The organism is Candidatus Devosia phytovorans, assembly GCA_029202405.1.
Classification (GTDB): Bacteria; Pseudomonadota; Alphaproteobacteria; order Rhizobiales; family Devosiaceae; genus Devosia; species Devosia phytovorans.
The window spans coordinates 28568-53532 of sequence record CP119312.1 but is presented as its reverse complement, the minus strand read 5'-3'; the positions used below and the strand labels follow the sequence as shown (position 1 = coordinate 53532).

The following is a 24965-nucleotide window of genomic DNA, read 5'->3' as shown; positions in this document are numbered from 1 at the left end:
ACCTACCAGGCGGTTTCAGCAGCGGGTGCATTAGGGTCGGCGATGACGACGGCAGCGCCAGGATCGACGCGGGTCTGGCCCTCCGTTATCAGGACGTCGCCTAGCTCAAGGCCCGAGGTGATTTCGACACGACCGTCGAGACGCGTTCCGACTGTGACGGGTACAATGGCCGCGACGCCCTCGCGAATGAGGTAAGCCATGTCGCCTGATGCGCTCTGCTGTATGGCGGTGCCGGGAACCACGATGGTCTCAGGCTTGGCTTCAAGCGCCAAGGACACGTTGGCGAACATTCCCGGGCGAAGACTACCGTCCGAATTGTCTAGAGTTGCCTGTACGGTGACGTTGCGAGTATCAGCCGCGATGACCGGGTCGATCGCAGAAACGATCGCCGTAAAGTCACGATCGGGAAACACGTCGGTACGAATGTTCACCGGCGCGCCTACGGACAGCTTCGGCAGATCGCGCTGCGGCACGCGGAAATCCACATGCAATTCGTCGATCGCAGTCAGGGTGGCAATGACCTGACCGGCGTTGACGAACGCACCCTGTGCCACCTGGCGCAGGCCAAGAACACCATCGAAGGGCGCGATGATCGTCTTTTGGGCGATACGTGCTTCGACCATGGCGACTTCGGCGCGTGCCTGCTCGGCCTCTACCTCGCGCTGCTGAAGCGCTTGACCAGACTCGGTGCCGGACTGCGCCAAACGCTGAGAACGCTCGAGCTGCAATTCGGCGTAGCGCGCGCGTGCTTGGGCAGAGAGCAATTCGGCCTGTTCGGTCTTGTCATCGATGGACACGAGCAAGGTGCCAGCGGCGATGGTTTCACCAGACTCGAGGTTGAGCTGGCTGATGCGGCCTCCAACTTCAGGGGCCAGCACGATCTCATCGGCGGCCTTCAGCGAACCGACCGTCGCGATGTTTAGCGGCAAGTTTTCATAGGCAAGCTCGACCGCCGATACCTGTACCGGTGCCGCTTCCCAAGCCGACGCGGCGGCAGCTGCGGCTGCGCGGCTGTCTCTCCAGCTGATGATCCCATAGAAAACCGACCCCAGCACCGTGACGGCGACGACTACGGCGACGACCCGCGGTACCCGCCGAGGCCGGATTGGCGGTTGCCCGCCAATTTTTGTTCCACTGCCCACGACGGTCTCGGCGTAGATAGCCTTGCCCTCAATGCTCTCAGCGGGAAGATTGGGATTGTTGTTCGACATGCACACACTCCGCAAAAGCAGGAAGCAGCGGATGTGTGTGGGAGGTCACAGACAACCATGCGCCTGCATCCAATCCCTCGGGATTGTAATGAGACGCCATGGGCCACACCGAAGTGGCAAGTTCGCTTTCGCGATGACCGGATTGACCGAACCGGTCCACCTTTTTTTGGCAGATGATGTTGAGGCCGAGCTCAGCTTGGGCACTCTTCATTTAACTTATAATTGGTCGAGACTGGCTTCGAAACCAAAGAGTTTGGCCTCTGTGGCGAGATTCGTCGCTTGACAAAAAAGACGAATTCGCCGCAACGCGACCATAATTTGTTCTGGTCAGGTTCAAGGATTCGGATCAACTCGCGAGCTCTTTGAGGCCCAGTCTTATCAGCTTTTCGGTAGGCAGATCGTCGCCTTGTGCCGAAACGATTTTGCCAAGAGCTGCCGATACTTTCGCTCTCGGATACCCCAGGTTTGTCAGCGCCGAGATCGCTTCGGCAGCACTGGTTTTTACCGAACCGTTGCCCACCGACTTCTGGAAGTCGAGGGTCTCGCTTCCCATCCCCTTTGGGGCTTTGCCGTCTAGGTCGGCGATGATCCGGGATGCCAGCCTGGGGCCAACTCCATGGGCGCGTCCGATGGACTTGGTGTCGCGCAATGCGACCGCGCTCGCCAGTTCATCGGTGGACAGCGCAGAAAGTATCGCGAGCGCCACTTTCGCACCGACGCCCTGCAGGCCCACCAGGGTATTGAACCAGGTCTTCTCAGCCTGGTCGCTGAAACCGTAGAGCCGGATCATGTCTTGACGGACGACGGTTTCGACCATGATAGCCATCTTTTCTCCCTCTGCCGGCAAAGCGGCCAGGGTGCGTTGGGAGCATTGGACCAGGTAGCCTACGCCATTGCAGTCAATGAGGGCGGTGTCGTCCCCGATGGTGTCGAGAAGGCCGATGAGTTTGCTGATCATGGCCGGTCCGAGGTCTTGGTCATAGTATCGTCTCCGCTGGCAGGCGAAGGCCGCAATGGTGCGCGCCATGCACCTGCGCTCATCCGATTGGAGGAGCTTGAGGTGCCATGGGTTCGCTGGGTTGCGACAAGGCTCACGCATCTGCGCGAGGGCCGGATTGACCAACCGACCGATCTTTTCTTGGACGACGATTCAATAGCTTCCCATCGAAACTTTGCCTAGTCGGCAAGCGGAATATCCGACACGCAGGGCCAAAAAGGTGGGGTCGACAAGCAAAACTAGCGTCGGTTAAGGCAAGTCATCTCGTCAGTCGAAGGCGAGCGCGTGCCCTCGAACCACATAGTTCGGAGGCCTTAGCGAGAACGCCGGGCCGGTCTCTCAATACATTCAGAACAAAGGAAGCCGCCTGGAAACAGCGTGCTGCAAGGAGACCTCACGTGCATAATAAGTGGCTGGTGCTGACGGTGATATCCGCAGCGCTTTTTCTCATCGGCATCGACATGACCGTGCTCTATACGGCCCTGCCGACGCTCACCCATGATCTGAACTCGACCAACAGCGACAAGCTTTGGATCATCAACGCCTATCCCCTGGTCATGGCTGGCCTGCTGCTCGGTGCTGGCACCCTCGGCGATCGCGTCGGCCATCGTCTGATGTTCATGCTGGGGTTGACCTTCTTCGGTCTGGCCTCGGTTTTCGCAGCCTTCGCGCCCTCTGCCGGCATGCTTATCGCTGGCCGTGGTCTTCTCGCAGTTGGCGCTGCCATGATGATGCCGGCGACGCTGGCACTACTGCGCCACACCTTCGTAACCGACCAGGAACAGGGCATCGCCATGGGCATCTGGGGAGCTGTGTATTCGGGCGCAGCAGCGGTCGGTCCGCTGATCGGCGGCTTCTTGCTCACCCATTTCTGGTGGGGCTCGGTGTTCCTGATAAACGTGCCGGTGGTTTTGCTGGCCCTGATCCTGACGCCCATGCTGATCGCCAAGACCGAGGGCAACCCGGAGCGGAAATGGGACCTGATCAGCTCCCTGCTGGTCATGGTTGGGCTCGTCGGCCTGACCTACGGCCTCAAGGAAGTGGCCAAGATCGATCGCGACTGGACCGTGTTCGCGGCCTCCATCATCATCAGTCTTGTATTCCTGGGTCTGTTCGTTCGTCGTCAGCGTCGGTCGACTTCGCCGCTGGTGGATTTCGACCTGTTCAAGAACCCTCGGTTCCGCGGCGGCGTGATTGCGATCGTCTTCTCCATGGTCGTCCTGCTGGGTGTTCAACTCGTCCTGACCCAGCGCCTGCAACTGGTCGAAGGCTTGGCGCCGTTACAGGCCGGACTCTTCATGGTCCCCGTGTCGCTTGCCTCATTCCTGGCAGGCCCCATTATCGGCTCGATGCTCTTCAAGATCGGCATCGGTCGCGTGCTCTGGGTCGCCTTGGCCTTCGCCGGGATCGGTCTGCTGGCCTTCGTCGGCCTTAGGATGGCCCGATCTGGCTCAAGGTCATCGCACTGGCCATGTTCGGCTTCGGCAGTGGGTCGGCGGTCTCGGCGGCATCAACCTCGGTCATGGTCAGCGCCCCGCCCGAGAAGGCGGGCATGGCCGGCTCCATTGAGGCGATCTCCTATGAGCTGGGTGCGGTTTTCGGCGTCGCTATCATGGGCAGCATCACGACGTACCTTTACGTCAGCAACCTGCTTGTTCCCGCGGAATTGGGCGACATCGGTACGGCGCGCGATGGCCTCGACCAGGTCCTCATGATGGCCGAAACCACTGCGGGCGCAGGCGTCGATCAGCTCGTCGCCAATGCGAAGCTGGCCTACGAAAGTGCCTTCGCCGGCGTCATGATGATAGGCGCGGTCCTACTGTTCGTGCTGTCATTCGTCCTAGCGATGACCTTCCGGCCAAAGCAGGGCGAGCCAGAAGTAGCTGCTTGGTCGCACTAAAGCAGCGCTGTCGGTTAACCCATCGCTGCGAACGCCAGATTTCGGAAACTACGCGCCCTGGGAACCACGTTTCCCGGGGCTACTCTGTTTGGACTTGGCATACGCGCAATCGCCCTATGATCTCCCCAAGGGGGCAGTTCGTTCCGCCAATGAGACACTGCGTCCAAATTGGCTGTCTCCCGCCCATCTAAGCAACATAATAGCTTGGCTACATCCAAAGGAGATCGACATGACCGACCAAGCTATCAACGCCATTCCCGCCGATGACCTCAACCGCAACGCCACTATCGTCCACGCCGACGATGACGGCCTCATCCATCTGGGCGTTGGCGCCGGCACGTACACAATCCTCGTCTCGGGCGAGCAGACCGGGGGCCGCTACACCATGATCGACATGCTGGTGCCCGCCGGTGGCCCCCCGCCGCACCGTCACAATTTTGAGGAGATTTTCCACATTCTTGAAGGCGAGCTGGAGATCACCTTCCGCGGTGAAGTGCATCGCGTCGGTCCCGGCCACACCATCAACATTCCCGCCAATGCGCCCCACGGCTTCCGGGTTGCCTCGGCCACTCCCGCCCGGTTCCTTTGCATCTGCCTGCCTTCCGGGCAGGAAGAATTCTTCAAGCTCGTTGGTGAGGCGCTGCCCACCCGCACCAGCCCGCCCACACCGCCGACACCCGAGGTGATGGCCGAACGCCGCCAGATCATGCTGGCCAATGCAGCCCGCTTCCACAGCGAGTTCCTGCCGCCAAAGGCATGATCGCAGCCTCGAACTAGCGCATAGGCGGTCGCTGCATATTCTGCAACGGCTGCCTCGGCACGTCTGCGTCACAGTCCGACATAGGCAGCCAACTCGTCCGGCGTGCCTTTGGGAAAGGCGTGTCGCAGATGCTCAAGAAAGGCCGAGACACGTGCGCTCAACAGGCGGCGTGACGGGTAGAGTGTCCACAGGGCAATTTCGGGAGCATCGACATCGCCCCAATGCACCAGCTTGCCGGCTGCCAAATCGCCGGTAACCAGCGAGATCGGTAGGCGTGCGACACCGACACCGGCACGCACTGCATCCCGAAGCATCGGCATTGAGGCCAGATGGAGGATCGGCTCGACAGCAAGTAGCACCTCGCCAGCGTCCGATCGCAGGTTCCACACCGTGGCGCGATCATCGCCCCCTCGGACAATGGCCGGCACCGCTGCCTCATCAGCTGGCCGGATGAGGTCGGGGCTGGCAACGGCCACCAACCGGTCGCGCAAGAATGGCCGGCCAACTAGGCTTTCATCGGGAGTTGGATTGACTCGGATCACAAGGTCATAAGCATCCTCGATCATATCGACCGCTCGATCCTCGGTGGTAACCTCCAGCCGCACCTCGGGATACTTCATGGCAAATTCTGCAGCCAGCCTGCCCATGGCGGTTTGAGAGAACAACAGTGGCGCGCTGATCCGCAGTCTACCACGCGGCTTTTCACCGCCCGACGAGATAGCTGCCGCCGCCTCGTCAAGCTCGGTCAAAAGGGTGCCGGTGCGCTCATAAAGCGCTTTTCCCTCTTCAGTCAGTTTTAGCATCCGGCCACCACGCTCGAACAAGCGGAGCTGCAGGCTGGCTTCGAGCTCGCTCACACGGCGTGAAAGGGTCGCTTTCGGGCGACCGGTCTCACGCGCGGCTTTGCCGAAACCGCCATGACGGGCAACGAGATTAAAATCGGCGAGAGCGAGGAGATCCATCTGTTCCACCTATGAGGCGCATGGTCCAGATATATCGCCCATCTGCAAAATTTTGGATCGCTGACACGCCGTCTCCTGTGGAAGGTCCGCTATAATGTGGATAGGACCAAAAGTCGCCTGTCAGCTAACCACCCCGCAGTTGCCTCAGTACACCCGTCGCACTAATTTTGGCGGGAACGAGGCGACAAGCGTTGTCCAATCTCGAGTCGTCACTTGGTCGGTCACTCCACCAAACCAGCTACCATTGGTGGGTGCGGCCAAAAATCCATCAGAAAGCAAACAGCGCTTCTTCGGGGTCGGGTGGCTCCAAAATGCTTGCTGAAATAAGATCGGCGGCGATGCGGCTGAAGGTTATGCCGTTCCCGCCATAGGCCATGGCGCAGTAGATATTTTGCTCGCCAGGAAGTCGACCGATGGATGGGAGGCCGGTGTCGCTGCCACCGAAGCAGGCTGCCCAAAAGTGTGTCGTCTCGAAAGTGTAGTCGGGGAACAGTTTGGCGAGCTTGTGCTCCAGGGCTTTCTGCTTTTTGCCCATGAGTTCGTCACGCCGATCCTCGTCGCCAAACTCTTCGTCCTCGCCACCGAAGATCATCCGGCCATCCATGGATGGGCGACCGTAGACATAGGGGTCGGAGGCTTGCCAGAAGAGGGGAATGTCGAAGCCTTTCCGGGGAGCCGTTGCGAGTGCATAGGTTGATGCGATGGCGTGCTTTTTCGGATGAACACCGACAGGCATTTCGTAGCCAGAGGCATAGACGACGTAGCGCGTTTTGATCTCATACCCGGTGTCGGTGGAGAGGACGATGTTCTTGCCGCGATGTTGCAGCTCTTCGATCGTGATGTGTGGATAGAAGTTGGCGCCACGTGCAATCGCGGCTTTCAGGAAGCCGCCCGTCAATTGCACGGGGTTGCAAGTGAGGTTGTTCTGGTTGAGCAGGGCGGCGTCACATTTGATGCCGTAGTTCCGCTCCAGGTGCTGGCTGCCGAGTAGCACAGTGGGAATGCCAATGGCTTCGCGGGCCCACGCCTCTTGCTCCAATCCTTTCCTGTCCAGCATGTCGCCTGCTAAAAACAGGCTGTCCTTGCGTGTGAAATCGCAGTCGATCTCATTTGCACGGATTTTGGCCGCAATGCCTTCCACTGCGACCCTCGACCGTCGCCATGCGGATGCAGCTCGTTCTGCCCCGATCTGCTTGGTCAGCTTGGTCAAGGGGACGTCGATCTCATACTGGATCAGCGCAGTCGATGCCGAGGTCGAGCCGGTCAGCGGCGCACGTCGATCGACGATGGCAATATCGAGGTCATGCCCACTGAGGGATTCCGCGATCATCGCCCCGCTGACACCGCCGCCGATGACGACTACGTCGACCGATATCGACCCGTTGAGTTCGCGGGTTGGGATGCGCGGTTTGCGATACGATTCCCAGACGGGTTCGCCGGTGAAGAGCCTCTTCGCTTCGGTGAGCATCTCACGACACCAGGATGTTTTTGAATTGCCAGGGATCGGCTTCGTCGACATCGCCCTTGAACAGATCGTCACGCGCCAGAGGCGTCCAATCGGTATAGTGACCGGCCACTGATCCGAGATAGGGTCGCTGGATCTCGAGGCATCGCACGTAGTCCATTTCGTCGGTTTCGACGATGCCGGCATTCGGATTTTCGAGCGCCCAGACCATGCCTGCGAGCACCGCGGAAGTGACCTGAAGCGCAGTGGCATTCTGTGAGGGCGCAAGAGCTCGAGCCTCATCGATGGTCAGGGTTGAGCCATACCAGTACGCGTTCTTCTCATGGCCGAAGAGAAGCACCCCGAGCTCGTCCATGCCGCTTTCTACCAAGGTCTCATCCAGCACCTGGGAATGCCTGGGTTCATGTCCCTGCCCCACTAGCTCATGGACGGATATGATGGCTTCGTCCGACGGATGGTAGGCGTAATGGCACGTGGGCCGATAGTCCGGCTTCTGGCCCCCGCCAACTGTGAAGTAGTCCGCAATCGATATCGACTCGTTGTGCGTGACCAGTAGTGCTTGCTGGGGCCCGGCTGTCGGACACCAAGAATACACAAGCGTCTGCGCGCCCGGGCGGTCGATGTAGATTGAAGCCTGGCAGCCATTGTCGAAGCGATGTGCCTTGGCTGGGAAGTACTTTTCGTGGGTTCCCCAACCAAGCTCCGCGGGCTGCAAGGCCTCGGAAACAAATCCGTCGACCGACCAGGTATTGATGAAGGTGCCGATCGGTTTGGGCTTGCCGGAGCTCTGCGTGTCGCGTTCTGCGATATGGATACCTTTGACGCCGACCCGTTGCATCAGGGAAGCCCAATCTTGGCTGCTGTTAGGCGACTTGACGGCATTGCCGGTATCGGTCGCGATGTTCATCAAGGCTTGCTTGACGAACCAGGAGACCATGCCGGGGTTTGCCCCACAACATGACACTGCCGTGGTACCGCCCGGGTTCACTTGCTTCTCTTGGCGGACCGTCTCCCGCAACGCATAGTTGGTTCTGGCAGCCGTGTCAGCCTTGTGTTCTTCATCAAAGCCGGCCCAAGGCTCGACGACAGTGTCGATGTAGAGGGCGCCCAGTTCCCTGCAAAGCTTCATGATATCGAGCGAGCTCGTCTCGACCGAAAGGTTCACGCAAAAGCTCTGTCCACTTTTAGACGTAAGCTCAGCACCAAGAATGCTTCGATAGTTTTCTCGGGTTATGGCCTGATTGAGAAAGCGGATGCCCTTCTCGGCGAGATCTTTGGCACAAGACGCATCCGGGTCGATGACGGTTAGCTGGTCGCTGTCAAACTCGAAATGGCGCTGGATGAGGGGGAGCATTCCACGGCCAACAGAGCCGTACCCGATAAGAACAATCGCACCAGAAATGCGACCGTAAACAACGTGACTGCTAATTTGAATTCTCCCAGCCGTAACCGTGCCATCCGCCCGAGGCACAACCTTCTCGAAATACTTCGACTGCCCGATTGGTTGCTCGGTATGAGAGACCGCGTCGCGGGAAGTTTAGGTCCGCTCAAGATCGCTGAGGGATGGTTCCGAAGTGCCGGATCTCGCGTTGAGAGCGTGATGGAACGCCACAGCATGGCTACCGTTGGCCGGTCTTCAGAAGAGGAGACTGCTAATGTTTATGCGCGTCGACAGACTGATAACCGAACTGCCTCCTGCCAAAAAACAGGACCCTAACGCCGCGGCTGCGCTGCAGGAGCTGCTGGGCGGCAAGTATGGTGAGATGTCCACGCTCGGGAACTACATGTTCCAGAGTTTCAACTTCCGGTCCAAAGACAAGCTGCGGCCCTTCTATTCGCTGGTTGCCTCCATCACCGCCGAAGAGTTGGCGCATGTGGAACTGGTCAGCAACGGCGTGGCCATGCTCAACAACGGCCCGGAAAAGCCCAAGGGCGATATGGGTGATGGCGGCGATATCTCGAAGTCACCGCACGAAGCCATGGAAGATATCCGACTCGCGTCAGCCTTCTTCGCCAATGGCGGCGGTGCCACACCGGTCAACAGCAACGGTGCCTCTTGGAACAATGACTTCATCACCACGACCGGCAATGTCATCTTTGACCTGCTACATAATTTCCATCTGGAATGCGGCGCACGCCTGCACAAGCTGCGGGTTTACGAAACCCTGAGCGCCGATAACGCCACCGGTCGCGAGGTCTGCGGTTACCTCTTGGTCCGCGGCTCGGTCCATGCGCATTCCTATGCGCTTGCATTGGAGAAGCTAACCGGCGTCGACATCAAAAAGATGTTGCCGACGCCCAACATCGACCTGTCGAAAATCCCGGAAAGCCAGAAATATCTCGATGAAGGCTCGCATCGTCGGCTCTACACCTGGAGCCAGGATGACTACCAAGAGATCTCCGGCATCTGGTCCAATGACGAAGTCGCCCTTCCAGGTGATCCTCCTGGACCGCTCGAAGTGGTCGAAGGTATTCCAGATGGCGGTAAGATGCAGCAGTTGCAGGGCGTACCATCAGCGTTTACGCCGGATTATGCGCCCGAAGAATTCTATGAAATCGCCTCCAAGCTTTACAAGGCTTCGCGCTAATATGACGACGCGGGCAGTTACACTGTCCGCGTCGTCGCGTGCTTCGAGCTTACACGAACCGACTGGCTTCTGTCTCTGTCGGGAGGCGGCCTTCGGGGGTGAAGCGATCTACCGCACCAGGGAGAGTGCGCGAGAGGCGTTCGAGCAACTCCTGCTTGCTGAGCCCAGTCTTTTCTTCCAACGCCGCTATGGTATCGGCGCCCAAAGTGCGTTCGAGTTCATCGGCATCGATATTTTCGTCCGGGCCATCCTTGACCCATCGTTCGGCCTTTTCGCCGTTTCCGTTGTTCTTGAACTGCTCCATGAGATCGCCGAGGCCGCCACTCAGGACGCTACCAAGTCCACCTGCGCCAGCGCCGCCTAGCATTCCACCAACGCCCGATAGCAGATCGTTCAACCCGCCTTTACCGGCATTGGCCTCAGTGCCGCTTGGTTCACCGGGCTGCCGATTTCCGCCGTTGCCGATTTCACCCAACACTGATCCAAGCTTGTCGCGGTTCTGGTATCCTGCGACAGCCAGTAGTCCAAGCAGGGCAACGAGTGACGGCATAGATTTGGCCATGATGACCTCCTAAAATGGTGTGATTAGCGTCGGCGTGCGATGAGGCCCCAAACGAACAAGACGATGATCGATCCTACAATGGCACCGATGAGGCCGGCGCCTTCGCCAGGGGCATACCAACCCAAGGCCTGGCCCAGGTATGACGCCACAAAAGCACCCACGATGCCCAATATCGTCGTTAGGATGAAACCGGATGGCTCGTTGCTGCCGGGCATAATGAACTTGGCGATGACGCCTGCGATGAAGCCAACGATGATGGTCCAGATAATACCCATGACGCTCTCCTGTGTCGGTCACAAACGTGCGGCCAAGTCGGCAGTTCCGTCAGAGACTTTCTTGAACGAGCCCGTCCAACCAACCGCGATACGGTGTGTTCTTGGCTAAATGCCGATTGTAGTCAGGGGTCCCGTCGTCCCACCATACCGGCCCTCTTTCCCCCAGTGCGGTTTTCGCCTCATCGACGTCGTTCCTGGCCCGTGCCTTGGCCGCGACGTTGGTGGTCCGGACGCGCCTGCGTGCATCCATGAGCGCCTTGACCAGTTCATCCCGTTCTCGTTCTGACAGGTTCGGGTTTGACGCTCGCCAGAGCCGACCTCGAACGACGATGTAGCGACCATCGGGGGTGATAGGCGGCGTCATTCCAGCTCGATCCATGTGGGAGCATGATCGCTGGACTTCTCCCATCCACGAACGTGGCGATCAACGCCGGCCGCTTTAAGGCGTTTGGCCACTGTCGGGGCGAGGAGGAGATGGTCGATGCGAAGGCCGGCGTCTCGGGCGTATGCGTTCCGGAAATAGTCCCAGAATGTGTAGATGCGTTCGCCCGGATGTAACTGTCTGAGAGCATCCGTCCAGCCTTGATCGAGGAGCACCTGATAGGCTTCCCTTACCTCGGGCCGGAACAAGGCATCGTCTTTCCAGCGCTCTGGCTTGTAAACATCGAGGTCGGTCGGCATCACATTATAGTCGCCCGCCAGCACGACGGGCAGTCCGGTGTCGAGCAGTTCCTTGGCGTGCTCGGTGAAGCGCTTGAACCATCGGAGCTTGTAGTCGAATTTCGGACCCGGGGCGGGGTTTCCATTGGGAAGGTACAGGCAACCGAAGAGGACGCCGTCGACCGCCGCTTCGATGTATCGGCTATGGTCATCGTCCGGATCTGCGGGAAGCCCGCGACGAGTTTCGGTCGGCGTAGCGCCACGGGCCAGGATCGCCACACCGTTCCAACTTTTCTGACCGTGCCATATCGCTCCGTAGCCGGCTCGCTCGATTGCCGAGATCGGGAACCGCTCGTCGGGTGATTTCAGCTCTTGCAGGCAGACCACGTCCGGCGCCGCTTCCTCCAGCCATTGCAAGAGAACGGGAAGACGTCCGTTCACACCGTTCACGTTATAGGTAGCGATTTTCATCGGTGGTTCGCAATCACGTCCTGGATGCGTTCGGTGAGTGTCTGACGGGTCTCTAAATACCCATCCCAGGCGTCCGGTCCTACGGCACGCTCTGCAGCGGAAAAAATGTCGAAGGCACTTGCTCGATCGAAGCCCTGCAGCTCTTCCCATGTCACCGGGACGGCGACCGTGCCGCCGGCTCGCGCGCGTGTCGACCAGGGACAGATCGCCGTGCTGCCCTGGCCATTCCGAAGATAGTCGAGAAACATCCGCCCTTTGCGCCTTGCCTTGCTCATGTTGGCAACGAAGCGGTCGGGTTCAGTCCTGGCCAGAAGCTCGGCGAAATTCTTGCAGAAGGACTTTACCGCTTCCCAGTCTGCTTCCGGCACCAGCGGGACTACGACGTGCACGCCCTTGCCGCCGGACAGCAATGGCCACGACTGCAAACCGATCGCGCCCAGCAGATCGCGAATATCGGTGGCCGCCTTCTTGACCTGCTCGAAACCGAGACCTTCATCGGGGTCGATGTCGAAGACCATGCGGTCTGGCAAATCCGGGTCATGTCGATCCGATCCCCAGATGTGAAACTCGAGTGCGTTGATCTGCACGCCACCGACCAGACCGGCCAGATCTTCAATCCATAGGATGCGGCTCTCCGTACCCTTCATTTTTGTCAGCTTGCCCGATTTCAAGCTGTTGGGCATGCCGGCCAGCGCATGCTTCTGGAAGAACGTGTTGGCGAGGTCGTTGTCCGTGTCGCGCACCAGCGATAAGGGGCGGTCTTTGAGATGCGGAAGCATTTTGTCTGCCACTGCCGCGTAGTAGGCTACCAAATGCGTCTTCGTGATTTCGGTGCCGGGATACATGATCTTGTCAGGGTGCGAGAGTTTCACACCCACGGCGCCAGCAATCTCAATGCCCATGGTTGGGTCGAGGCCGGAAGCTTCGTCGTTCGATGGTGTTTCCAGCACGACCTGGGCCGCGCTCTTGTCCTCACGCAAGCCTTGGAAACTGGCATGGCGCACGGATCCATCGGGAGTTAGTTCGGCGAACGCGACCTCGGCCACCAGTTCCGGTCGCACCCATCGCGCCTGGCGTGCTATGTCGCGCGGGACGGCGGCGAAGGCCGGTTTCTCGACGCGGCGAGCCTCCATCTGATTGAGTATCTTCGCGCGCATGGCATCGGTGAAGCCGGTGCCGACTCGCCCGCGATAGATGAACTGACCTTGTTCATAGGTGCCGAGGATCAGACTAGCCAAGCCGCGGCCATTGTCGCTGGGGCGCCATCCGCCGATCACGAATTCCTGGCGCTTCGTGCATTTGATCTTGAGCCAGGTGGTGCTGCGGTCGCCGACATAACGGGCATCGGCTTTCTTGGCGATCATGCCTTCGTGGCCGCCAGCTGCAATGGCATCAAATACCGCCTCGCCATTGTCGATCACGTGGTGGCTGTATTGCAGGCTGTCTTCGGGAGCGCGTTCGCCAAGCAGGTTCTCAAGGATCGATTTGCGCTCCGACAGCGGTAGTCCGGTCAGATCCGAACCATCCTTCTCCAAGATGTCGAAGACGTAGAGCTTAAGGGGAATGCCGGCCCCGATGCCCGACTTGAGCATAGAGAAATTGGTCCGGCCGGACTTATCGATGGCGACGATTTCGCCGTCCAGCACTACCGATCCGGTTGTGAGTGCCCGGAGGGGAGGCAGGATGACTTTGAACTGCTCGGTCCAGTCATGTCTGTTGCGCGTGTAGACCCGGACCTCTTTGCCTGAAATCGCGATCTGGGCTCGGTAGCCGTCGAACTTCATCTCGAACAGCCAATTGCTGCCGACAGGAATTGTGGTGGCCAACGTGCACAGCTGGAACGGGCGGAAGTTTGGAAGAGGGTAGCGGGAGTTAGATTCTGAGTCCCGGCGGGGCGACCGCCTTTTGCGGGGTGGGGCCTCTACGGCCTCCATGTTTCACTCGGGTACATCGGTAGTCGAGAATGCCCAGGACCGGAATCGGTTGCGACTCTAGAATGCGTGCCTTGGTCGGGTTGGGTGTAGAGGCGGACCACATTGGTCGGTGACGCCCCAGCTGCCAATACACTCTCGCACGCAGGTTCTTTTTGTGGCCGCCTCGGACGAGCTTGATACCGAGGATCAATTCGGCGGCGTGTTCCGGGGAAGAAGCCTGGACGACCCGGGCTTTGGATCGATCGTCTGAATGTTGAGGTCGATCACGCGGTATTCGGTCATCCATGTCGTGTAGCGATTGAACCATCGATTCAGCAAGGCGTTTGACGAGGACCTCAACAACGAACCTTGGAAATCAAATGTCCAATACTGCACAGGATCGCGCAAAAGTGGCAGGCCAGCAGAACCACGAGGTCCGCTACGAAGCTGAAAAGACCGGCAAGTCGAAGGACGCCGTTAAGGAAGCGGTGAAATCCGCTGGCAACAGCCGCGACGCCGTTGAGAAGAAGCTGGGTTCCAAATGAGCCGCGAGAGCGGTGACGGCCTGCCTACGGGTAAGCAGCCGGGAGTGCCGAATGATGTCGCCGACCCTCATCCGTCGACAGAAGAGTCTGGGGACGGTGACGCGTCCGGTGCTGTGACGAAACCCGGCAAGGACAAGGATATCGGTCAGAATTCGTATGCACACGACGGCAATGCACCGCCGCGCCCGGCCAACAACGGTTCAGGTCCGAAATGATGTCGATCAAGCTGGCCGACGATCTGCTCGATGGCATCGAGCAGTTCATTTCGGATCACAACGAGCCGCCCCGTGGGAAGATGACCCATGAGGATGCGGTCAACGTCATTGTTCGGGACTGGCTGATGGGTCAGGGATACCTAGCTTTGCCAGATGATCCGGACGGCGTGGTGACCGCCTTGGTCGCCGCCAGGGTACCTAAGTGATGACCTCGGTATCTGACTACTCAAACCGAGCTACCCTTGAGCCCGCACCCCACGGAGCGGCGCATCGACCGGCACGTGCATCCGTGCGAATGTCATTCGGAAACTCCCGTTTCCAAGCCGACGCCGAGATCACCCCGGTCGGCTTGCTGGCCATTGGCGGCATGGTAGGTGTCATCATGCTGGCTTTGGTGCCGGTGGTTTCTGCTGCGGCCAACTCCAGACGCCGACAATGACCTGGGTTTAACCCAGCGGCGAACGGTAGTCAGGCAGGACGAAGTCGTCCGACTTGCCAGCGAGCAATTTGCCTATCGACTGCCGAACGCCAGGCGTGGATGCCAGCTTGAGGGTTCCATACAATAGGGCGAGACCCAGCCGTGAATGGGGATTCGCCATCCGCGGTGCTATCTTGGGGATCCCTTGGGCATCATCGACGAATTTGCGCAGGCGCGCCTCATACCTGGTGAAGGCCGATGCGACGTCGCCTTGCTCCGCCATCTCTCCTGCCAGGACATAAGCGCCGATGACGGCCAGAGTTGCGCCGACGCCGCCCAAAGGCGTTACGCACCAGGCGGCATCCCCGGTTAGCACCACGCGGCCCTTCGACCAGGTTGGCATTCGGACCTGCCGCAGGACATCGAAATAGAAGTCCTCCGAACTGGCCATGGCTTCAAGGATACGCGGGGTTTCCCAATCGACATCCCCGAATTGCTCTGCAAGCCATTCCTTCTGCTGCTCGGGCGTCAAATCAGCCTCTTCGCCGGCAGGCTTCTGTACCGTCAGCATGGCGCGCATCGTGCCATGCTGGTCCGGACGCAGGGATGCGCTTCTTCCGCCAGTGGTGTGATACCAGCGCCAAAGCTTGTCGTCGGCCGAGGTCTTCGGCACCGTGAAGTAGCCGATGCTCATGTCCAGCCAACGTGGATCGTTCTCGCCAGGGAAAATGATGTCGCGCGTGGCGGAACCGACGCCCTCGGCAATAACTACGGCCGCGAAGGTTTCCGTCTTCCCACTCTCGAAGGTTACAGACAGCTGGTCGCCAATCTCCTCCAACGCCTTGATGCTGTCGCCGAAGCGGTAGGAGGCATGCTTCTGTGCCGGCTCGTACAGCAGGCGCGCGAGGTCACCGCGAAGGATTTCCATCTCGGCAGTTGGGCCATCGGCGCCCATGTCCTTAGTGTCGAATTCGGCGATGACGCTGCCATCAGCATGCACCCATGCCGTGCCTTCTTCGCCAGTGCCGTTTGCCAGAGCCGCCTGTTCCAATCCCATCTTCTTCAGCACGTCGCGACCAGCGTCGCGGATGTCGATGTTCTGTCCGCCGTCCCTGAAGCTGTCGGCCTTCTCCACCACAGTGACGTCGAAGCCGTAATGTCCAAGCCACCAGGCGGTGGCGTTGCCCGCGATACTGGCGCCGGAGATAAGGACTTTCTTGGTCATGGGATTCCTCGCTGCCGGAACGGCACGATTGGGAACGAGTGGCCCTGCGTATCGTTGCCGAGCAAAGCCCTCGGAGCATCGACATGACCACACCCAACGACCTCAGCGACAAGGCACTCGCGGTGTTCGCATTCGCAGCCTTCCATCAACTCGAGAGCGGCGACGTCGTGACCAGCATCGTGGCCAAGGACGGCGTTGCGCACAGAGCAGACCCGGCGGCCATCGCGAAACTGGTCGAGGCGGGCTTGGTCAGCGAGCAGGGCGATCGGCTTCACCTGACCGATGCCGGGCAGTTGATGCTGAACCAGATACTGGACCGAATCCGCGGTTCGTGGTGATCCACCCTAAAACGTCTACTTGAGCCCTGACGTCACCGAAACCGGACATTCTGCAAACCATCCCGTTTGAGACATCGCAGCGATTTACATAAGGGCGCCCTGTCGGGCTCAAAGAATGTTTTCACTCAGCGCCCTTTCCTCCGCCATTTCCTACAGAGGACAATTCTTTGAGCTCGCCTATCTCCCTCTCAGCCCCACACTCTGGCGGGTTTCACGCCAAAGAGCTGTAAAGTAGCAGAGGGCGCAAGTTCACCAGGCCTTTCTCTCTGCCGTCCGCTTTCTGGGAAGCTCTGAAGTTTGTGCACGTACTTCAGAGCAAGATTGAGGGAGTTACACGCACATCGTTTCGAGGCGCCTTTGCGCCCCAATTCAGATAATAGGCAGCTCAACGACAACTCCAAAAAGCAGACATCGATCTCGCGTTACGAATTGAGCAGAGGTCCGCACTGTCACTTGGTTCGACTGCAACAAATGAGGTTGCAGCGAATCTTGCTTGAGCCCATTCAGGTGCATGGCCAAATCAGCATCTGAAATCGACGGATCGTCTTCCGAACAGGTGGCTTCGTTACCCTGGCGGATCGATGCTGACGGCAAGTTGCGCATCCTGTTGGTGACATCCCGTACGAATGCGAAGTGGATGCTTCCAAAGGGCTGGCCGATATCTGGAAATTCGGCAGGTCGGACTGCTGGCATAGAGGCCAAGGAGGAGGCCGGCGTAGAGGGGGTGGCGTCGGAAACGGCCATTGGCTCCTACCGCTTTATCAAGCTGTTCGACGATGGCACCTCCACGCCCGCGCAGGCGCTGGTTTTCCCTCTCCGCGTAACATGTGAGCTCTCAAAATGGGATGAAAAGGGTCAGCGAAAACGCCGCTGGTTCCGTCCGAAAAAAGCTGCTGACGCCGTGTTCGAGCCAGACCTACGCCGGTTTCTGCTCGACTTGCGGGAGGATGCCTTGGTTTTATTCTCCCCATGATAGGGCTCAGCGTGTTCTACATGGTTTTTGAGGGCGGCAATAAGCGACTTTTGAGCTACTCCACCCCCTGTGACGACTTCCGATACCAGGCGCTTTCGCGCACGCTCAAGGGCACCGATTGCCCTGCCGGCCAATGTGGAGTAAATGTCCGGCACTTCTCGGCGATTGGCCTCGAGCGGCAGCCGGAGAGATTTCCATGACGAATAGGTTCGAGCGCGCGAGCAAGCGACTGTTGCGCTTCCAAGCTACGCCTTGGCGATGGGCCGCTGCCGCCGTTGCCTTCGCGTTGGCACTGTCGCTGCGCATGGCCCTGCATGACAGCCTGCCCCCCGGTTATCCGTTCCTGACTTTCTTTCCGGCAGTGATCCTAACCGCATTCATAGGCGGGCTCCTACCGGGCGCTGTCGTAGCGCTCGGTTCATTCTTGGCATCCTGGTATTTCTTCATTCCGCCGTTCGACACGTTCGAATTAAACCCGCCTACAGCGTTGGCACTCGTCTTCTTTGCCACTGTCATCACCGTCGATCTGCTGGTGATCCATCAGATGTTCCGATGGCTGAGCGAACTCGACCAGGAGCGGCAACGATCCGCCAATCTTGCTGCCTCGAGGGATCTCATGTTCCAAGAGCTTCAACACCGGGTGTCTAACAACCTATCTGTGGTGGCCTCTCTGATTAGGATGCAGCGTCGCAATGTCGCCGATCAAGAAGCAGCGAGGGTGCTCGACGAGGCAGCCAACAGACTGGCCTTGATCGGCAAGATTCAGCGACGGCTGCACGATCCAAACGGACAGATGCTGGCACTTGGCCAGTTTGCGCGAGAAATCTGCGACGACCTGCTGTTTGCATCCGGAGCGACCTCAATCAAATGTTCAGTTGTCGCCGACGACACCAAACTCTCCGCCGAACGCGCGGTACCGACCGGACTCATTATCGCAGAACTGGTGGCGAACAGCGTGGAGCACGCTTTCGGTCCTGAGCAGGTCGGACTGATCGAAGTTCACATCGAACGGCTTGGCGCCGGCGCGGAAATAACGGTGCGGGACAACGGTCAGGGACTACCGGCCGACTTCAACCTGTCGACATCCAAGAGCCTTGGGCTCACAGTGGCGCGTCGTTTCGCTGAACAGTTAGGGGACGGCCTCTCGATGGAAACCGATCATGGGACCGTATCGAGACTGCGTTTGGACACCCTCTGAGCCTCGCTGACGACTCGATGTGATGATCGTGCTCGCAACCAACCCGGTCCTGAATCGCTTCCGCCCCGACAACCTAGGCGGGTGATCATGCGAAACACGGTGCTTATTGTAGAAGACGACCCTGTCCTGCAGCTCTTTTTGGAGGAAGAGCTCGAGACCTTGGGCTGGAAGACCATTTTGGCTCCATCCACGCTTGACGCGATGGAAGAGATCAGAGACCGCTCCGACGACATCGCTGTTGTCATTACTGACGTCCAGATGCCAGGAATCCGTAATGGATTCACTCTTGCGAACCAAGTGCGGTTCGGTTGGCCGGAAATCGGAGTGGTCATTATCTCGGGAACAGAGCGTCCAAAGCCGGGCGACCTCCCACAAGGCGTCGCCTTCTACAACAAGCCGATCGCAGGCGAAAAGCTGCTCACGGCAGTGGATAACGCAATGCGGGATGCGGACTGGTCCGTCAGCAATCGAGACCGGTTGGGAGACCCGACCGACGAGTCCAGTAGGAAGGCTCACTAGATGGGGACCCCGCACACCGTAAGCAGGACCCGAATGTTGGTGGTGGACGATCAAGTTTTGGTACGAACGGGCATCGTCCAGCACCTCGACCATCTTGGCTACGACGTCTACGAAGCCGGAGACACCGAGGAAGCGATCGAAATAATCGAGAGCATCGACGACATCCGGTTGGTGTTCACCGACGTAGATATGCCTGGATCTGTGAGCGGCCTCACACTGGCACGGGCAGTTGCGCACCTCTGGGCGCCGATCAGGATCATCGTGACTTCTGGCAAAATCCAAGTTGACGGTCGGGATTTGCCTGCGGGTGTCCGATACTGTGCAAAGCCATATTCCTATCGGAGCATCGCTCAAGCCATAGAGACGATGCTGGCCTAGTCGCCCTGCCAGCCGTCGATCTGGCAAAAGCCGTGTGACTGGAGCTGTAGCTGTCGACCCTGGGCCTCAATCTCCTAATCGCGGTCCCGCCCATCAGGTTTTGACGGAACGAGGTGCGGCACAACGGCCAAAATAATTAGGAGGATAATGGATGAAAGGACGGCGGTCGCTTCTAGTCCCAGTCCGGCAAGCACCCCAATGGCTGCCGTTGCCCAGATGTTTGCGGCTGTAGTCAGCCCCTCGACCTGATTCTTCGCGGTGCGAACGATGATGGCGCCAGCGCCCAAGAACCCGATACCTTGCACGATGCCTTGCAAGACGCGGGACATGTCACCTATGGACATACCACTTTGAGATGGGCCCATCACGAACAAAGCGGCGCCTACCGCCACCAGCATATGTGTTCGAAGGCCTGCGCTGCGCCCCTTCCGTTCCCGTTCGAAACCTAAGATGCCCCCTAGAACTGCCGCGAGCGCGAGACGCATGGTGATGCGTGTCAAAGTGGCAACGTCCGGTACATCGGAGAACTCGCTCACTGCAGTCGACCAAATCTCATCCAGCATGTTCGCAGCCATTCTCTCTGCTCAGGCGGTCGACCGGATTGTAACCACACGCGGGCCCTGAACTTTCGAACCTTCGATCGCAAAATCGCGACAACTGATGTGTCGGGAGCTGGCTTGTGTCATCACCTGACAATGAAAAGCCCGGAGCGGTTCTCGCGCTTCCGGGCGTTTGAGACAGCCGCCTCTGGCTAGACATCCGATGCAGACGGACAGGTCTACGTATGCTTGAATGCGATCATAGATTAATGGTTCCTGAACCTAGCCAAATCAGCGTAAGCGCATGGCTTGTTGAGTTTTCCAGAATTTCCCACTCTGTTCGGGGTCGGCGTAGCGCTGATCTTCACCATGTTGATCCTAGTGCCACTGCTCAAAGCCATTCGGCGCAAGCGTGCGCGCTGGTGAGAAGTTCCCGCGGCCCTTGAGACGACGTAAATTGAAACGCTGCTGTTATTGGCCGGTGTAGCTAACTAGCCGATCTTAAACTGGCGCTAATGGTGGGGCGGGAACGCGCCCCATTTCGGTCGTTAGGCGGGCCTTTGTCGACTCCCGAAAGCGGACGTCCTTCCACCAGGAAGTACCCTCACTTTGAGTTAGTGACCATTCAATGTTGCAGAAGGAAGACCGTCATTTCGTAAAGTCAGCAATAAGCGGCGGCTGCTTGTCGGCCTTCAAATGGACTGCCGCAAATCAGGCCTTGGTAAAACCAAAGTGCATCTTCTAATACTCTAAATTGCACCGACACAGCACAGATGTGGACTTCCGTGCAGAAATCGCCCAAGTTTCACTTGGGGGAAAATCATGCATTCGAGCACCGCTGAAGTGCTGACCGACGACTTCTGGGATCCATTGCCCGTTCCTGGACCGATCCTGCGTGCGAACGAGGATTTCTGGTCGCCGGTCCGAGCCCCGGAGCCCACTCTCCCGTTCCCTTCGATCTGGGAATTCGACGACGCCCTTTCGGTGGAGAAGAGTTCTGCTGAAGACTGGAGTGCCGGCGCGCTCCCCTGGTTCGATGCCGACCGTGCGGAGGATCCCAGTGTTCTGGTGTTCGCGCCTCCGACGGCCGAGCATCTTGCGCTCAAGCGCGGTCGCTGGATCAGCATCATGCTCGACATACCCACCGCGGAAGGGCGCCGTCGCTGCGCCGAGTTCCTGCAGGAGGTGTTCACACGCTTCCCATCGCGCGCTGCATTCCAGGCATTGGCCGACGTGGCATTGGCCGGTGCTGGTGTCGATGACTTCCTCGACGGATGCCGGTTCCGGATAGAGCTCATGGACCATCCCTATTTTTCAGTCCGCCGAAACGGTCGGCATCCGCCGACGACCCCGCAGGATCCGCAGACCCTTCTGTCCTGGCCGCGCGCGGTTAGGCTTGCCGAGCTTGCAGGCGGCGACCCGCTCCAATGCATTGAGGACGACTGGCTGCCGAATTGGATCTCGTTGCATCCCGGTCACGAAGGGTACTGGTCCTTCATCGACTACATCGAATGGCGACTAAGAGCTGCAGCGAGCTTTTCGTTCGTCGCCTGTGAAGCGTTGCCCAACTCGGATCGCATCAAGACACGGATGTTTCTCGGTTCCGCCTCGCCCCGCTCGCGCACGGCTGCGCTCGTCAAGGTCGACAAAGGGCACATCGGGGTGCTCGACCTGGACCCCATCAAGCCTCTACTCATTCGGAGAACTTCGATTTGACCAAGCTCACGCCGATAGTGGACTGCTGGATAGAGGATACGAGATCCAATCGCATCGGCCACGTCGTGAGGCACGACGACCAAGGGGTCGTGGCGAATTTCGGTCCGGAGATTGGGGAGCGGCAGGTTCCAGAGGGAAGCTGGGGGTGCGGCTTCAGGCAGGGCTTCATCGTCCAGGACGTTCCGCTCTCTGCGGTGCGCAGGACGCTCGGCCTGGGCACCGTGGTCGCCACGCGCGCGATCGCCGATTCTTACCTGGTGGCGGTGCAGATACACGAAACGGGGCAGACCCGCTGGTTCCCTTTCGAGCGTCTGGCCCGCATCATGGACCCACGTCTACAATATCTGCGCAGCGAAGAGCGCTTCGAGGACAGCGGCGAACGCACCGCCCTGAACCTGATGTCGCATGCCCTTCGCACGTGGAACGAAGCGACAGGCGCCCTGGAACGGCTCGACGTGGATCCTCTGCCCCATCAGATCAACTTGGTGCACCGCATCGTTGGATCCGGCACTAGCAACTGGCTCATCGCGGACGACGTCGGTCTCGGCAAGACGATCGAGGTCGGTCTTCTGCTCGGAGCGCTCGAGCGCAAGCAGAACGTTCGACGCGTCCTGGTGATCGTTCCGTCCGGTCTCACCAAGCAATGGAAGACTGAGATGCAGACCAAGTTCAATCGCAGCTTCAAGATCTACGGCCGCGATTTCGAGGTTGAGCAGCCGGAGGACTGGCCGGATCACGTCATTGCGTCGCTCGATCTGGTGAAGCCGAGGAACTCCGACGACGAAGGCGTAGACTTCACGACTCGGTTCGGGGCGATTCTTGCGGCAGCGAGCTGGGACATCGTCATATTCGACGAAGCGCACCGGCTGTCCAGGGACGAGGCGGGCAGGCAGACCCTTCGCTTCAAACTGGCTAACGCGCTGCGCAAGCGCACTGACTCTCTTCTGCTGCTTTCAGGCACGCCCCACCAAGGCGATGTCGGCAAGTTCCAGAGCCTGCTCAAGCTCGTGAGACCTGGGTCCAGCGCCGAGATCGACGACCTTGACGAGGACCCGAGCTTCGTCGCCGACATCGTCCTAAGGAACCGCAAGATCGACGTGGTGGACGCCGAAGGCAAGTTCATATTCCACGGCGTGCTCGTTCGATTGGCGAACATACCGAACAGTCCGGAGACCATCGAGCTCGAACGCCGGCTGTCGAATTATCTGGCTCGCGGCTATCAGGCCGGAGACAGGATGGGCGGCAATTCCGGTCGTGCGATCGGGTTTGTCATGACCATCTACAGGAAGCTGGCGTCTTCGTCGGTCTGGACATTGCTGGTCGCGATGCGAAGACGACGCGCGCGACTGTCGGGCCAAGGGCTCGCTGCCGCCAGCTCCATCGAACTAAACGGCAATGAAGGCATCGAGATCGCCGATGGCGAGGACGATGCAGCAGGGCAGGACTACGGAACTGCCAGCAGCTTCTTCGCCGAGGAGCTGGACGCGATAGACAGCGTTATCAGCCAAGCCGAAGCGTGTTTGCTCGCGGACAGGAAGCTCCTTGAGCTGTTGGGCGTCGTAGGCGACCTGATTCTCGCCCAGGGCAAGAAGCTGCTGATCTTCACCGAGTACCGCGCCACCCAGGAATACCTCCAACGGAAATTGATGGAGGACCTCGGCGTCCGGTCCGTCCTCATAAACGGCGGCATGACCGTGGATGACAAGCAGGCGTCGATAGATGCCTTCGAGGACGACGTGGACGTGCTCGTCTCCACCGAGGCCGGTGGCGAGGGGCTCAACCTCCAGAAGAATTGCCACGTCCTGGTTAACTACGACATTCCGTGGAACCCAGCGAGGCTGCAGCAGCGCATTGGGCGACTCTATCGATATGGGCAGCTCGATAAGGTCGTGGTCGTGAATATGACAAGTACGGATACCATCGACAACGAGATCCTCACCTCGGTGCTGACCCGCCTGGAGCACGTGGTGAAGCAGATGTCAGCGGTCAGCTCAGAATACGACGATCGTCATCGTTCAGAAGTGCTCGGCGATCTGCTCGATCGCATCGACATAAACGATCTGCTCGAGGAAGCACGAAATGGACCCGTGCAGCGAACGGCCGAACGCATCGACCGCGCAATCGATCAGGCTCAGCGCGCCCGATCGTTGCAGGACGACATCCTATCGGGCGTTTCGACTTTGAGCAGCGGAGGCTGGATGCATCTAGGGTCGTTCACCACGCTCGATCTTGCCAACTTCATCAGACGCGCTGCGGTGCTTTCGGGCATCGAGGTCGTACCCGGGGACGATCCGGAGCGGTTCGACCTGCGCCTGGGCGAAGACCTTCGTGGGCGGTTCCCTGAATTCGGGGGGCGCACTGTCGTGCCATGCCGCACGCGCCGAAATGGCGTCGTCACTGGTAGCAGGGTACTGCTCGACTTCTCGTCGAGCATCGTGCGCTTCCTGGTGGAGCATGTATCCAGGCCTCAGTTCGGTGGCGGCTACGGCGTGTTGGCGACCCCGGACATGGTGCCTCTGCTCGCTGCCGGGGTCGTCCATTATCAGAACGAGCAAGGCGAACCCCGGGGCGCCGACCTCTTCGTGGCCGGGAGAGGAACGGGCGGCGCTGTCGCCGTCGACAACGGACTGCTGAAGCCGCTTTTCGAGGGTGCCAAACCAAGAGGCAGACCGCTCCAGCAAAGGCCCGAGGACAGGAAGGCTGCGATCGACGCCCTGATGGATCGCATCGAGATCGATGTGGCAGCAGGTTTCGAGAGTGGGCGACACGCCAACGGTATCTTCGCGGTAGGCGTGATCGAGAATAATGAAGCTTGATGCGGATCACCGGCGCCCAACAGCCAAAGCCCTATCGCCCGCTCCAAGTGGTGAGACCATTCACTAGCTTCATTGGTTCTGTGTCATGCGGAGCATGCGTGGCGTTCGTTCGGACAGCGTTGAGGCCTGGCAAGCGCCCCTTTTCAGACGTCTGAGACCTGCCTCCTAACTCCTGAAAGCAGACATCGCAGAAGCCATAGAATTGTTCGGTCAGGATCGCTTGCCCTCCAGATCGATGCTTCGTTTGCCAACGGCACGGTGCTGAGGCTGCATCTGCAATAGTCTTCGGGGAATGGAGAACAGCTAATGCTGCCTTCGGCT

Annotated in this window: 26 protein-coding genes; 14 read left to right on the top strand and 12 right to left on the bottom strand. The window is 59.2% G+C overall.

Annotated features, from left to right (window positions below):
• Positions 1-2: 2 nt before the first annotated feature.
• Together P0Y65_00250 and ruvA are read right to left on the bottom strand one after the other, a co-directional pair.
• The gene (locus P0Y65_00250) at positions 3-1211 is read right to left on the bottom strand and encodes an efflux RND transporter periplasmic adaptor subunit (GenBank protein ID WEK04726.1); all 1209 of its coding nucleotides are present in this window, start codon (positions 1209-1211) and stop codon (positions 3-5) included.
• Between the two features lie 346 nt (positions 1212-1557).
• A complete protein-coding gene (gene ruvA / locus P0Y65_00245) occupies positions 1558-2169 on the bottom strand; it encodes a Holliday junction branch migration protein RuvA (GenBank protein WEK04725.1) in 612 nt (203 codons plus the stop codon).
• A 437-nt stretch (positions 2170-2606) separates the two neighbouring features.
• On the opposite strand from ruvA, the gene P0Y65_00240 reads away from it, so the two are divergent.
• The 3 genes from P0Y65_00240 to P0Y65_00230 all read left to right on the top strand — a co-directional run bounded on the left by P0Y65_00240 (position 2607) and on the right by P0Y65_00230 (position 4868).
• Positions 2607-3923: an MFS transporter gene (locus P0Y65_00240; protein ID WEK04724.1), complete on the top strand. Its 1317-nt coding sequence runs from the start codon at positions 2607-2609 to the stop codon at positions 3921-3923.
• Positions 3920-4108 (top strand): hypothetical protein, encoded by a 189-nt coding sequence (locus tag P0Y65_00235; protein ID WEK04723.1) that lies wholly within the window; start codon positions 3920-3922, stop codon positions 4106-4108. Before P0Y65_00240 ends, P0Y65_00235 begins: the two co-directional genes overlap by 4 nt.
• 229 nt (positions 4109-4337) lie before the next feature.
• Positions 4338-4868 (top strand): cupin domain-containing protein, encoded by a 531-nt coding sequence (locus P0Y65_00230; protein ID WEK04722.1) that lies wholly within the window; start codon positions 4338-4340, stop codon positions 4866-4868.
• A gap of 68 nt (positions 4869-4936) precedes the next feature.
• Here P0Y65_00230 and P0Y65_00225 read toward each other — a convergent pair whose 3' ends face one another.
• The 3 genes from P0Y65_00225 to P0Y65_00215 form a co-directional block, all read right to left on the bottom strand.
• A complete protein-coding gene (locus P0Y65_00225) occupies positions 4937-5830 on the bottom strand; it encodes a LysR substrate-binding domain-containing protein (protein ID WEK04721.1) in 894 nt (297 codons plus the stop codon).
• A gap of 268 nt (positions 5831-6098) precedes the next feature.
• On the bottom strand, positions 6099-7298 hold the full coding sequence (locus P0Y65_00220) for an FAD-binding oxidoreductase (GenBank protein WEK04720.1): 1200 nt from the start codon (positions 7296-7298) through the stop codon (positions 6099-6101).
• Between the two features lies 1 nt (position 7299).
• Positions 7300-8730: a saccharopine dehydrogenase NADP-binding domain-containing protein gene (locus P0Y65_00215; protein WEK06687.1), complete on the bottom strand. Its 1431-nt coding sequence runs from the start codon at positions 8728-8730 to the stop codon at positions 7300-7302.
• Positions 8731-8950: 220 nt separating this feature from the next.
• On the opposite strand from P0Y65_00215, the gene P0Y65_00210 reads away from it, so the two are divergent.
• A complete protein-coding gene (locus P0Y65_00210) occupies positions 8951-9883 on the top strand; it encodes a manganese catalase family protein (GenBank protein ID WEK04719.1) in 933 nt (310 codons plus the stop codon).
• 49 nt (positions 9884-9932) lie between these two features.
• Here P0Y65_00210 and P0Y65_00205 read toward each other — a convergent pair whose 3' ends face one another.
• From P0Y65_00205 to ligD, 5 genes are read right to left on the bottom strand one after another with little or no spacing between them, the layout of a single operon-like run.
• Complete coding sequence (locus P0Y65_00205) at positions 9933-10445, bottom strand: YidB family protein (protein ID WEK04718.1); 513 nt, start codon at positions 10443-10445, stop codon at positions 9933-9935.
• Positions 10446-10468: 23 nt separating this feature from the next.
• Complete coding sequence (locus P0Y65_00200; GenBank protein WEK04717.1) at positions 10469-10720, bottom strand: GlsB/YeaQ/YmgE family stress response membrane protein; 252 nt, start codon at positions 10718-10720, stop codon at positions 10469-10471.
• Positions 10721-10769: 49 nt separating this feature from the next.
• Positions 10770-11084, bottom strand: coding sequence for a hypothetical protein (locus P0Y65_00195; protein WEK04716.1), 315 nt, complete (start codon positions 11082-11084; stop codon positions 10770-10772).
• Complete coding sequence (gene xth / locus P0Y65_00190) at positions 11081-11851, bottom strand: exodeoxyribonuclease III (protein ID WEK04715.1); 771 nt, start codon at positions 11849-11851, stop codon at positions 11081-11083. The genes P0Y65_00195 and xth overlap by 4 nt, the downstream gene beginning before the upstream one ends.
• Positions 11848-13677, bottom strand: a complete 1830-nt coding sequence (ligD, locus tag P0Y65_00185) for a DNA ligase D (GenBank protein ID WEK04714.1) — start codon at positions 13675-13677, stop codon at positions 11848-11850. The genes xth and ligD overlap by 4 nt, the downstream gene beginning before the upstream one ends.
• A gap of 467 nt (positions 13678-14144) precedes the next feature.
• Here ligD and P0Y65_00180 point away from each other — a divergent pair, with 467 nt between their 5' ends.
• Genes P0Y65_00180 through P0Y65_00170 form a run of 3 tightly spaced genes read left to right on the top strand, consistent with a single transcriptional unit; the run spans position 14145 to position 14730 of the window.
• Positions 14145-14309 carry a DUF3606 domain-containing protein gene (locus P0Y65_00180; protein WEK04713.1) on the top strand — a complete coding sequence of 55 codons (165 nt, stop codon included), beginning with the start codon at positions 14145-14147 and terminating at the stop codon, positions 14307-14309.
• The gene (locus tag P0Y65_00175) at positions 14306-14524 is read left to right on the top strand and encodes a hypothetical protein (protein WEK04712.1); all 219 of its coding nucleotides are present in this window, start codon (positions 14306-14308) and stop codon (positions 14522-14524) included. The genes P0Y65_00180 and P0Y65_00175 overlap by 4 nt, the downstream gene beginning before the upstream one ends.
• Positions 14521-14730 (top strand): hypothetical protein, encoded by a 210-nt coding sequence (locus P0Y65_00170; GenBank protein WEK04711.1) that lies wholly within the window; start codon positions 14521-14523, stop codon positions 14728-14730. Before P0Y65_00175 ends, P0Y65_00170 begins: the two co-directional genes overlap by 4 nt.
• Positions 14731-14970: 240 nt before the next feature.
• Here P0Y65_00170 and P0Y65_00165 read toward each other — a convergent pair whose 3' ends face one another.
• Positions 14971-16167 (bottom strand): FAD-dependent monooxygenase, encoded by a 1197-nt coding sequence (locus P0Y65_00165; GenBank protein ID WEK04710.1) that lies wholly within the window; start codon positions 16165-16167, stop codon positions 14971-14973.
• A gap of 83 nt (positions 16168-16250) precedes the next feature.
• On the opposite strand from P0Y65_00165, the gene P0Y65_00160 reads away from it, so the two are divergent.
• The 5 genes from P0Y65_00160 (at position 16251) to P0Y65_00140 (ending at position 19573) form a co-directional block, all read left to right on the top strand.
• Positions 16251-16505: a hypothetical protein gene (locus P0Y65_00160; protein WEK04709.1), complete on the top strand. Its 255-nt coding sequence runs from the start codon at positions 16251-16253 to the stop codon at positions 16503-16505.
• A 511-nt stretch (positions 16506-17016) separates the two neighbouring features.
• A complete protein-coding gene (locus P0Y65_00155) occupies positions 17017-17478 on the top strand; it encodes an NUDIX hydrolase (protein WEK04708.1) in 462 nt (153 codons plus the stop codon).
• 196 nt (positions 17479-17674) lie between these two features.
• Complete coding sequence (locus tag P0Y65_00150) at positions 17675-18676, top strand: DUF4118 domain-containing protein (protein WEK04707.1); 1002 nt, start codon at positions 17675-17677, stop codon at positions 18674-18676.
• Positions 18677-18763: 87 nt separating this feature from the next.
• The gene (locus P0Y65_00145) at positions 18764-19195 is read left to right on the top strand and encodes a response regulator (GenBank protein WEK04706.1); all 432 of its coding nucleotides are present in this window, start codon (positions 18764-18766) and stop codon (positions 19193-19195) included.
• 33 nt (positions 19196-19228) lie between these two features.
• Positions 19229-19573, top strand: a complete 345-nt coding sequence (locus tag P0Y65_00140; protein WEK04705.1) for a response regulator — start codon at positions 19229-19231, stop codon at positions 19571-19573.
• Positions 19574-19647: 74 nt separating this feature from the next.
• Here P0Y65_00140 and P0Y65_00135 read toward each other — a convergent pair whose 3' ends face one another.
• Positions 19648-20148, bottom strand: a complete 501-nt coding sequence (locus P0Y65_00135) for an MgtC/SapB family protein (GenBank protein ID WEK04704.1) — start codon at positions 20146-20148, stop codon at positions 19648-19650.
• A gap of 786 nt (positions 20149-20934) precedes the next feature.
• Here P0Y65_00135 and P0Y65_00130 point away from each other — a divergent pair.
• Together P0Y65_00130 and P0Y65_00125 are read left to right on the top strand one after the other, a co-directional pair.
• Positions 20935-21828 carry a hypothetical protein gene (locus P0Y65_00130; GenBank protein ID WEK04703.1) on the top strand — a complete coding sequence of 298 codons (894 nt, stop codon included), beginning with the start codon at positions 20935-20937 and terminating at the stop codon, positions 21826-21828.
• Positions 21825-24644, top strand: coding sequence for a DEAD/DEAH box helicase (locus P0Y65_00125; GenBank protein WEK04702.1), 2820 nt, complete (start codon positions 21825-21827; stop codon positions 24642-24644). The genes P0Y65_00130 and P0Y65_00125 overlap by 4 nt, the downstream gene beginning before the upstream one ends.
• Positions 24645-24965 lie beyond the last annotated feature (321 nt).

Excerpts from the sequence above, each read along its gene's own strand:
- ruvA (WEK04725.1), bottom strand. The coding sequence starts at position 2,169 with ATGATCAGCAAACTCATCGGCCTTCTCGACACCATCGGGGACGACACC.
- P0Y65_00210 (WEK04719.1), top strand. The coding sequence starts at position 8,951 with ATGTTTATGCGCGTCGACAGACTGATAACCGAACTGCCTCCTGCCAAA.
- P0Y65_00150 (WEK04707.1), top strand. The coding sequence starts at position 17,675 with ATGACGAATAGGTTCGAGCGCGCGAGCAAGCGACTGTTGCGCTTCCAA.
- P0Y65_00155 (WEK04708.1), top strand. The coding sequence starts at position 17,017 with ATGGCCAAATCAGCATCTGAAATCGACGGATCGTCTTCCGAACAGGTG.
- P0Y65_00225 (WEK04721.1), bottom strand. The coding sequence starts at position 5,830 with ATGGATCTCCTCGCTCTCGCCGATTTTAATCTCGTTGCCCGTCATGGC.
- P0Y65_00165 (WEK04710.1), bottom strand. The coding sequence starts at position 16,167 with ATGACCAAGAAAGTCCTTATCTCCGGCGCCAGTATCGCGGGCAACGCC.
- P0Y65_00235 (WEK04723.1), top strand. The coding sequence starts at position 3,920 with ATGATGGCCGAAACCACTGCGGGCGCAGGCGTCGATCAGCTCGTCGCC.
- P0Y65_00230 (WEK04722.1), top strand. The coding sequence starts at position 4,338 with ATGACCGACCAAGCTATCAACGCCATTCCCGCCGATGACCTCAACCGC.
- P0Y65_00170 (WEK04711.1), top strand. The coding sequence starts at position 14,521 with ATGATGTCGATCAAGCTGGCCGACGATCTGCTCGATGGCATCGAGCAG.
- P0Y65_00180 (WEK04713.1), top strand. The coding sequence starts at position 14,145 with ATGTCCAATACTGCACAGGATCGCGCAAAAGTGGCAGGCCAGCAGAAC.
- P0Y65_00135 (WEK04704.1), bottom strand. The coding sequence starts at position 20,148 with ATGGCTGCGAACATGCTGGATGAGATTTGGTCGACTGCAGTGAGCGAG.
- P0Y65_00220 (WEK04720.1), bottom strand. The coding sequence starts at position 7,298 with ATGCTCACCGAAGCGAAGAGGCTCTTCACCGGCGAACCCGTCTGGGAA.
- P0Y65_00145 (WEK04706.1), top strand. The coding sequence starts at position 18,764 with ATGCGAAACACGGTGCTTATTGTAGAAGACGACCCTGTCCTGCAGCTC.
- P0Y65_00205 (WEK04718.1), bottom strand. The coding sequence starts at position 10,445 with ATGGCCAAATCTATGCCGTCACTCGTTGCCCTGCTTGGACTACTGGCT.
- P0Y65_00140 (WEK04705.1), top strand. The coding sequence starts at position 19,229 with ATGTTGGTGGTGGACGATCAAGTTTTGGTACGAACGGGCATCGTCCAG.
- P0Y65_00195 (WEK04716.1), bottom strand. The coding sequence starts at position 11,084 with ATGACGCCGCCTATCACCCCCGATGGTCGCTACATCGTCGTTCGAGGT.
- P0Y65_00160 (WEK04709.1), top strand. The coding sequence starts at position 16,251 with ATGACCACACCCAACGACCTCAGCGACAAGGCACTCGCGGTGTTCGCA.
- P0Y65_00175 (WEK04712.1), top strand. The coding sequence starts at position 14,306 with ATGAGCCGCGAGAGCGGTGACGGCCTGCCTACGGGTAAGCAGCCGGGA.
- P0Y65_00200 (WEK04717.1), bottom strand. The coding sequence starts at position 10,720 with ATGGGTATTATCTGGACCATCATCGTTGGCTTCATCGCAGGCGTCATC.
- xth (WEK04715.1), bottom strand. The coding sequence starts at position 11,851 with ATGAAAATCGCTACCTATAACGTGAACGGTGTGAACGGACGTCTTCCC.
- P0Y65_00250 (WEK04726.1), bottom strand. The coding sequence starts at position 1,211 with ATGTCGAACAACAATCCCAATCTTCCCGCTGAGAGCATTGAGGGCAAG.
- P0Y65_00130 (WEK04703.1), top strand. The coding sequence starts at position 20,935 with ATGCATTCGAGCACCGCTGAAGTGCTGACCGACGACTTCTGGGATCCA.